The organism is Salinivirga sp., assembly GCF_035268865.1.
Classification (GTDB): Bacteria; Bacteroidota; Bacteroidia; order Bacteroidales; family Salinivirgaceae; genus Salinivirga.
In genome coordinates this window covers 1-8,595 of record NZ_DATFKB010000081.1, presented here as the reverse complement: position 1 = coordinate 8,595, position 8,595 = coordinate 1, and the positions used below count along the sequence as shown (strand labels likewise).

Annotated in this window: 7 protein-coding genes; 6 read left to right on the top strand and 1 reads right to left on the bottom strand. The window is 40.1% G+C overall.

Translation table 11 applies throughout. The features are described 5' to 3' along the window. Nucleotides 1–40: 40 nt before the first annotated feature. Nucleotides 41–562, bottom strand: a complete 522-nt coding sequence (locus tag VJ937_RS05025) for a gamma carbonic anhydrase family protein (RefSeq protein ID WP_324065801.1) — start codon at nt 560–562, stop codon at nt 41–43. Nucleotides 563–851: 289 nt separating this feature from the next. On the opposite strand from VJ937_RS05025, the gene VJ937_RS05020 reads away from it, so the two are divergent. From VJ937_RS05020 to VJ937_RS04995, 6 genes are all read left to right on the top strand, one after another. Further along, nucleotides 852–2,699, top strand: coding sequence for a 2-oxoacid:acceptor oxidoreductase subunit alpha (locus tag VJ937_RS05020; protein WP_324065800.1), 1,848 nt, complete (start codon nt 852–854; stop codon nt 2,697–2,699). Between the two features lie 2 nt (nt 2,700–2,701). Then, on the top strand, nt 2,702–3,715 hold the full coding sequence (locus VJ937_RS05015) for a 2-oxoacid:ferredoxin oxidoreductase subunit beta (RefSeq protein WP_324065799.1): 1,014 nt from the start codon (nt 2,702–2,704) through the stop codon (nt 3,713–3,715). A gap of 129 nt (nt 3,716–3,844) precedes the next feature. Then, nucleotides 3,845–4,306 carry a thioredoxin-dependent thiol peroxidase gene (gene bcp / locus VJ937_RS05010; protein ID WP_324065798.1) on the top strand — a complete coding sequence of 154 codons (462 nt, stop codon included), beginning with the start codon at nt 3,845–3,847 and terminating at the stop codon, nt 4,304–4,306. Nucleotide 4,307: 1 nt separating this feature from the next. Next, nucleotides 4,308–5,330, top strand: coding sequence for a recombinase RecA (recA, locus tag VJ937_RS05005; RefSeq protein WP_324065797.1), 1,023 nt, complete (start codon nt 4,308–4,310; stop codon nt 5,328–5,330). Between the two features lie 80 nt (nt 5,331–5,410). Next, nucleotides 5,411–6,463 carry a tetratricopeptide repeat protein gene (locus VJ937_RS05000; RefSeq protein WP_324065796.1) on the top strand — a complete coding sequence of 351 codons (1,053 nt, stop codon included), beginning with the start codon at nt 5,411–5,413 and terminating at the stop codon, nt 6,461–6,463. 25 nt (nt 6,464–6,488) lie between these two features. Further along, nucleotides 6,489–8,594 (top strand): S9 family peptidase, encoded by a 2,106-nt coding sequence (locus VJ937_RS04995; RefSeq protein WP_324065795.1) that lies wholly within the window; start codon nt 6,489–6,491, stop codon nt 8,592–8,594. Nucleotide 8,595: the final 1 nt, after the last annotated feature.

Here is an 8,595-nt window from a genome sequence, read left to right as displayed (position 1 = left end):
GAAACAGATAGTATCTCAATTTGAAAATTTTCTGTTAAACCTATTGCTCTTCTTTATACCAACCAGCATACATCGTGTAATTATTGGCAATTTTCTCTATCATTTCCTGCGTTTGTTCCGGGTCAATATCTTTTACCTTTTTTGCCGGTATGCCGGCATAAATACTGTTGGGTTCCACTTCAGTGCCTGTTAAAACCAAAGCATTGGCTGCGATAATGGTATTGCTGTGAATAACCACATGGTCGAGCACTGTTGCTCCCATGCCAATTAATACATTATCGTGAATTGTTGCTCCATGAATGGTTACATTATGACCCACTGAAACGTTATTGCCAATGTGTACCTGCGATTTTTGATATAAAGTATGTAAAACACTGCCATCCTGAATGTTGACCTTGTTTCCAATGCGAATTGCATTTACGTCTCCACGCAAAACCGTATTAAACCAAATTGTACACTCATTTCCCATCTCCACATCTCCAACGATGGTGGCGTTATCTGCAAAAAAACACCCCGAACCCCACTTGGGATCAAAGCCTCTGACTGATTTTATTAATGCCATAGTATAATTTTACTTATAATTGATATAAATAACATTTAGGGCAACAAAACTATTAAAAACACTTCAATTTTTGTTTGCCGAAATTTAAGATTGCCTTAACTTTGCTTTCAAATTACAAACCAAAACGTTTATCAATCAACCAAAAAGAATTTAACTTATATGAGGTTAAATTCACAATTAAAAGTCGAATCTGTTTGCGTACATAAGTTTTTTATGGTGCTGTGTGATTACTCGCACAGCATTTATAATACGCACGAGGTTCGCTTTTTGTTTATTAAATAAATAAGCTATGGCAACTACAAAAAAGAAGATTGAAAAAGAAGAGGTTGTTATCCGGTTTTCTGGAGATTCCGGCGATGGAATGCAGATGACCGGTACACAATTTTCTAACACAACTGCACTTTTGGGTAACGACGTTTCGACGTTTCCTGATTACCCGGCAGAAATCAGGGCACCTCAAGGAACCGTTGGTGGTGTTTCTGGATTTCAGTTGCATTTTGGAAATGCGAAGGTGCACACTCCCGGGGATTATTGCGATGTACTTGTTGCAATGAACCCTGCAGCGCTTAAAGCTAACCAAAGATGGATTAAAAATGGCGGTACCATTATCGTCAATATTGATAGTTTTTCCGAAAAAAACCTTAAAAAGGCGGGGTTTGAAGAAAATCCACTTCCTGAGTTAAAAAAGGGAGATTACAACGTGATTGAAGCTCCTATACAAACTTTGATACACGAAGCTGTAAAAGACTTAGGGCTGGACATGAAATCGATTGAAAGAACAAAAAATATGTTTGCCCTGGGTATTACATATTGGTTGTTCAACAGGCCACTTAACCACACAGAAACCTTTTTTGAGCAAAAGTTTGCCAAGAAACCAGAAATTATTGAAGCCAATATTCTGGCGCTTCATGCAGGGTATAATTATGCCAATACAGTTGAAGCCTTAAGTTCACATTACGTGGTTAAAAAGGCTGAACTTGAAAAAGGAGTTTATCGCAATATCAATGGAAATACTGCCACAGCATGGGGGTTGATTGCAGCAGCTGAAAAAGCCAAGATGCCACTCTTCTGTGGTTCATATCCCATTACTCCTGCTACTGAAATTTTACACGAGCTTTCGGCAAGAAGAGATCTTGGTGTAAAAACTTTCCAGGCTGAGGATGAAATTGGTGGGATAACCACTGCTATTGGAGCTAGTTTTGCCGGAAATCTTGCCGTTACAACAACTTCAGGACCCGGACTTGCCCTTAAGACGGAAGCTGTTGGGTTGGCAGTTATTACAGAACTACCACTTGTTATTGTTGATGTGCAACGTGGTGGACCATCGACAGGTTTGCCCACAAAAACGGAGCAATCAGATTTACTACAGGCCATATACGGACGACATGGCGAAAGTCCTGCTGTTGTAATAGCTGCCAGTAGTCCTTCAAATTGTTTTCAGTATGCCTTTGAGGCTGGTAGAATAGCGTTGGAGCATATGGTACCTGTGATACTCTTAACAGATGGTTTCCTTGCTAATGGCTCTGAACCATGGCGTGTGCCTGAAATGAGTTCCCTTCCTGCAATTAAAGCACCATTTGTCGAACCAAATGAAAAGGATTATCTGCCTTATGAAAGAGACCCGGAAACACTTACCCGTAAATGGGCTGTGCCGGGTATGAAAGGTTTTGAGCACAGAGTCGGAGGACTCGAAAAAATGGATAAAACCGGAAACGTTTCCTATGTGCCCGAAAATCACCAACTCATGAGTGAGTATAGACAGGAGAAAGTTAATAAAATTGCAGAGGATTACCCGTTACCTTCTGTTGAAGGTGCCGATGAGGGCGAGCTTCTGGTAATTGGATGGGGCGGTACTTATGGCCATCTTCATACTGCGGTAACTGAATTGCAGGAAGAAGGTAAAAAACTAAGTTTTGTGCATTTTAATTATGTCTATCCATTGCCTAAAGGTGTGGATAAAATATTTGAAAAGTTCGATAACTTATTGGTGTGCGAATTGAATCTTGGGCAGTTTGCCGATTATCTAAGTATAAAAGTACCAGGATACAAATACCAAAAATACAATAAGGTACAAGGTCTTCCCTTTACCGTTGATGAATTGAAAAATGCGTTTAATAAAATATTGGAGGACAAATAGCAATGGCTGAAGTAAATAAATTAACTCCGAAAGATTTTAAAAGTGATCAGGAAATACGCTGGTGCCCGGGTTGTGGCGACCATGCTATTCTGAATGCTGTACAAAAAACAATGGCGAACCTTGGTATTCCGCGCGAAAAGTTCGCAGTGGTTTCAGGTATCGGTTGTTCATCCCGTTTTCCCTATTATATGAATACTTATGGATTCCATGGCATTCACGGTCGTGGAGCAGCCATTGCCAGCGGACTGAAGGTTGCCAACCCTGATTTGTCAGTATGGCAAATTACCGGTGACGGCGATGCTATGGCAATTGGCGGAAACCATTTTATTCATGTAATTCGTCGGAATATCGACATGAATTTGTTGTTATTCAACAATGAAATTTATGGATTAACAAAAGGACAATATTCTCCAACATCTCAACTTGGAGCCAAATCTAAAACATCACCTTTTGGAACCGTTGAAAATCCTTTCCATCCTGGAGAATTAGTTATTGGTGCACAAGGACATTTCTTTGCCCGTGCTATCGATAACCAGGTTAAGGTAACAACTGAGATTTTTGAACAGGCAGCACGCTTCAAGGGGACCTCAGTGGTAGAGATTCTGCAAAATTGTGTCATTTTCAATGATGCCATTCACAAGGATATTGTGAGTCGGGATGTGCGTGATGACCGTACAATTTTGCTTAAGCACGGTGAAAAAATGATCTTTGGTAAAGAAAAAGACAAAGGTTTGGTTCGTGATGGTCTTAAACTGAAAGTTGTCACTATAGGCAAAGATGGCTATACCATTGAAGATATATTGACACATGATGCCCATGAAGCCAATCCTGGTATGCATCTTATGCTTGCCAATATGCGATATCCTGATTTTCCGGTAGCACTGGGCGTGATCAGGGCTGTTCCGGATGCAACATATGAAGAGCGCCTCGATCAGCAAATTTCTGAAGTGCAAAAGCAATCTAAAATTAAAAACATGGATGACCTTATGCGTACAGGTGATACCTGGGAAGTTTAATGATTAATTTACGAAAACATAAAGGCTGCCTTTGGCGGCCTTTTTTATGAACAATTATTTGATTTCTGCTGTCTCTTTCAGGATACATCTTTTTATTTTATTAAATTTAACCTGTTAAAAACAAATACTATGATTACGTTAAAGGCTGGTGATAAAGCTCCTGGATTTCAGGCAAAAAACCAAGACGGAGAACCGATCTCTTTAAGCGACTTTAAAGGTAAAAAACTCATTCTCTATTTTTATCCAAAAGACAATACACCCGGATGTACTGCTGAAGCTTGTAATTTAAATGATAATTACAGCGAGCTTACTGATAAAGGGTTTGAAGTGGTTGGGGTGAGTCCTGATAATATTGAATCGCACCAAAAATTTATTGCCAAATACAATCTCTCTTTTCACCTGATTGCCGATCCCGAAAAGGAAGTAATAAATAAATATGGCGTATGGGGAGAGAAAAATATGTACGGAAAAAAATCAATGGGTTTGCTCCGTACTACTTTTGTTATAGATGAAGACGGCATTATTCAACATGTTTTTAAACGTGTAAAAACAAAAGATCATACCAATCAAATATTGGAAAAAATAAAATAACATGACCAAAGCACAAAAAAGCGCTGATGTAAGCGCAGAGAAGAAAAAGGCTTTGCAGGCCACATTAGACAAAATAGAAAAGAGTTATGGTAAAGGAACTATCATGAAAATGGGGGATAGTGCTATTGAAGATATTCCCTCCATTTCAACTGGCTCAATAAGCCTTGATTATGCGCTGGGTGTGGGGGGCTTCCCTCGTGGCAGGGTTGTCGAAATATATGGACCCGAATCTTCGGGTAAAACTACCCTGGCCATACACGCCATTGCTGAAGCACAAAAAGCCGGTGGTATAGCAGCATTTATTGACGCTGAACATGCTTTTGACCGTTTCTATGCCGAAAAATTGGGTGTAGATATAGAAAATCTTTACATTTCTCAGCCCGATAATGGCGAGCAGTCACTGGAAATTGCCGACAGCCTGATACGTTCCGGAGCCATAGATATTTTAGTAGTGGACTCTGTGGCAGCCTTAACACCAAAAGCCGAAATTGAAGGCGAAATGGGCGATTCTAAAATGGGGTTGCAGGCAAGGTTAATGTCACAGGCCCTTAGAAAGCTTACAGCAAATATTAGTAAAACACATACCACATGTGTTTTTATTAATCAGCTGCGTGAGAAGATCGGCGTAATGTTTGGCAACCCGGAAACTACCACAGGCGGTAATGCGCTTAAGTTTTATTCGTCAGTTCGTGTCGATATACGAAAAATAAGCACCATAAAAGATGGTGATGAAATTGTGGGTAGCCGCACACGTACAAAGATTGTGAAAAACAAAGTTGCTCCACCATTTCGCAAGGCCGAGTTTGATATTATGTATGGCGAAGGGATCTCTAAATCAGGTGAAATAATTGATTTAGGTGTGGATTATGGAATTATTAAGAAAGCCGGCTCGTGGTTTAGCTATGGCGAAACAAAGTTAGGCCAGGGTCGTGAATCTGTTAAGCAGGTTGTGATAGATAATCCGGAGCTTGCTGATGAGCTGCAACAGAAAATAATTGACAAACTCAACAATCCGGAAGAATAATCAAACTGAGATAGAACAGCCGGATGACGCCCTGAGCCTCTATCCGGCTTTTTTGTAATTAATTGTTAAGGAATAGAATTATGGGGTTTAAAAATTTATTAATCATACTAACCACATTGGCGCTTTTATGGAATTGTGCGGGGAATGATGGCCAAAAACAACCTGATTCAAAACAAAAGGAAGTCGCCGCACGTGATAGTGTAAAGCAAAAAATTGACAGTTTATCAAAAGTTATTAGGGAAACCCCCATGGAAGACACACTGTTTTATCAGCGGGCAAACTACCATTTAATGAATGGCGATGTAAAAAACGCCATTAATGATATGGAGATTGCCTTGAAATTGAACCCGGACGAACTAAATTATTACCTTGATTTGGCAGAATGGGAGCTAAGGAGAGGTGAGTCGGGCATTGCGAAGAATTTACTGGAGAAAATGCATAAGAAATTTCCCGAAAATGTGGAAGCTATGGTTCGGTTAGCAAATATTTATATGGCTGTGGAGCAGTATAAAGAAGCCCGGACCTATTTAATCAAGGCTTCAAGGGTAGAACCCGAAAATCCAAGGTTATACCTTTTAAGTAGTATGATCTTTCAGGAGATGGGAGATGCCGAAAGGGCAATTGAAGATTTGTACAATGCTTTAAAATATGACCCAAATTACTACGATGCACATATAATGCTTGGGCTTATTAATGCACGTTTAGGTAAAGACGTAGCCATTGATCATTACATGAATGCCATGCGCGTGCAACCCGATAATCCTGAAGCAGTATATAACCTGGGTATGTACTATCAGGAAAATAAGCAGTATGAAAAAGCCATTGAAACTTATAAAAAAGGCTTAAATACGGTCGATAGCACACACCAGCACTTTCTTTTTAATTTAGGCTATATTTTGGAAAATTACAGGGCCAATCCTGATAGTGCTGTTTATTACTATCAGAGAGTAATTGAAAATTACCCTGAAGATTACCGGGCATTTTACAGAATCGGGCAATGCCACGAAGCTATGGGCCAGGAAAAAAAGGCTATGGCCAGTTATGAAATGTGCTTAAAGATAAATCCTGATTTTGATTTGGCCTACAATGCCTTATCGCGCTTGAGTGAGAAGTACAATAAACAACGCCAATAATCAATCTTAACTAAATAACAATACTATGAGAATCCTGATAAGTTTTATGATTGCACTTTTTGCCTTTTCATGGTCATGCAATCAAGATGCTGGTAAAACAGCAACAGAAAATACTCCACAGCCGGAATTCAATATTGAGTTAACACAGGCTGAAAAGGATGGTGGTGTAATGACACCTGAAATTTTGTGGAAATTCCGCCGCTTAAGCGATCCACAGCTTTCACCCGATGGTGAAAAAGTTATTTTTGGGCTTACCGTATACGATGCCCCAACCAATGAAAGCAAGACAGAAGTTTTCATGATTCCTTTTAGTGGAGGTGAGGCTGAAAAAGTACTGGAACTTGGAGGTTCACAGTTTAATCAGCGCTGGCTCAATAATGAGCAATTTGCATTCATCAGCACTCATGAGGGAAGTGCCCAGGTGTACAAAGCATCTGTGAGTGGAGCTGACGCCAAAAAAGTAACAAATATTAAGGGCGGCATAAATAGCTTTGAATACAGCCCTGATGGCAGCAAAATTTTATACACAAAAGATGTTAAAGTTGTAAAGGATCTTGAAGATAAATATCCGGACCTACCAAAAGCAAATGCCATTGCAGCCGATGATTTAATGTACCGCCACTGGAACCACTGGAACGATGATAAGTTCAGCCACATTTTTTATGCGTCAACAGGTGATGGACTGATAAAGGACGGAAAAGACATTATGAAAGATGAACCATGGGATTCACCACTTTCACCCTGGTTCGACAATGCGCAGATTACATGGTCGCCCGATGGCAATACTATAGCCTATACATGCAAAAAACTTACTGGTAAAGCCTACGCCGTTTCTACAAATTCTGATATCTATTTGTACAATTTGCAAAGTGGTGAAACCGATAACATAACCAAAGAAAATAAGGGTTATGATAAATACCCGGTTTACTCACACGATGGACGTTATATCGCTTATGAATCTATGGAGACACCGGGTTATGAGTCAGATAAAAACAGGTTGTTTGTGTATGATGCTGAAACCCAAAAACGCCAATACCTCACTGAAAATTTTGAGGAGAATGCCTCAGGATTAACCTGGTCAGAAGATGATACTGAAATTTACTTTGTAAGCGGTATTCATGCAACTTATCAACTGTACAAAATGGATGTGCAGACCCGCGAGGTTACCCAAATCACAGACGGACATCACAATTATCAGTCGTTTGCATTGAACGGTGATAAAATGTTGGGCATGAAAATGAAACACAGTATGGCCAGCGAATTGTTCGTGGTTGATGAGGCAAGTGGTGAAGAAACCAAGCTTACGCATGTAAACAAGCATATTTATGACCATATTACTATGGGCAAATCAGAAGAGCGATGGATAGAAACCACTGACGGCAAAAAAATGCTTGTATGGGTTATTTATCCGCCAAATTTTGATGACACAAAATCGTATCCTGCATTGTTATATTGCCAGGGTGGTCCACAAAGTGCAGTTAGCCACTTTTTCTCTTATCGCTGGAATTTCCAAATGATGGCAGCCAACGATTATATTATTGTGGCTCCTAACCGCCGTGGATTGCCAACTTTCGGACAGGAATGGAATCGCCAGATTTCTGGGGATTATAGTGGACAAAACATTGATGACTATTTTTCTGCCATTGACGCAGTTAAAAAAGAGCCTTTTATTGATGAAGACCGATTGGGTGCTGTTGGTGCTAGTTATGGCGGATATTCGGTGTTTTACCTTGCCGGGCATCACGAAGGCCGCTTCAGTGCATTTATTTCACATTGCGGAATGTTTAATTTCGAAAGTTTTTATGCAGCCGCAGAAGAGACTTTTTTCCCGAATGACGACATCGGTGGTGCGTTTTGGGATAAAGATAATAAAGTGGCACAGCGCTCTTACGAAAATTCTCCACATAAGTTTGTTCAGAACTGGGATACCCCAATTATGATCATTACAGGTGGAAAAGACTTCCGTATTCCATACACGGAATCATTGCAGGCATTTAACGCTGCTCAGCTGAACGACGTACCAAGTCGTTTGCTGTATTTTCCAGAAGAGAGCCACTTTGTGTTGAAACCACAAAACAGCATCCTTTGGCAACGTGAGTTCTTCGGATGGCTTGATAAATATCTGAAATAAG

What these genes read in the sequence shown, in the direction of transcription:
- VJ937_RS04995 (WP_324065795.1), top strand. Translation starts at nt 6,489, where the DNA reads ATGAGAATCCTGATAAGTTTTATGATTGCACTTTTTGCCTTTTCATGG.
- VJ937_RS05020 (WP_324065800.1), top strand. Translation starts at nt 852, where the DNA reads ATGGCAACTACAAAAAAGAAGATTGAAAAAGAAGAGGTTGTTATCCGG.
- VJ937_RS05000 (WP_324065796.1), top strand. Translation starts at nt 5,411, where the DNA reads ATGGGGTTTAAAAATTTATTAATCATACTAACCACATTGGCGCTTTTA.
- VJ937_RS05015 (WP_324065799.1), top strand. Translation starts at nt 2,702, where the DNA reads ATGGCTGAAGTAAATAAATTAACTCCGAAAGATTTTAAAAGTGATCAG.
- VJ937_RS05025 (WP_324065801.1), bottom strand. Translation starts at nt 562, where the DNA reads ATGGCATTAATAAAATCAGTCAGAGGCTTTGATCCCAAGTGGGGTTCG.
- recA (WP_324065797.1), top strand. Translation starts at nt 4,308, where the DNA reads ATGACCAAAGCACAAAAAAGCGCTGATGTAAGCGCAGAGAAGAAAAAG.
- bcp (WP_324065798.1), top strand. Translation starts at nt 3,845, where the DNA reads ATGATTACGTTAAAGGCTGGTGATAAAGCTCCTGGATTTCAGGCAAAA.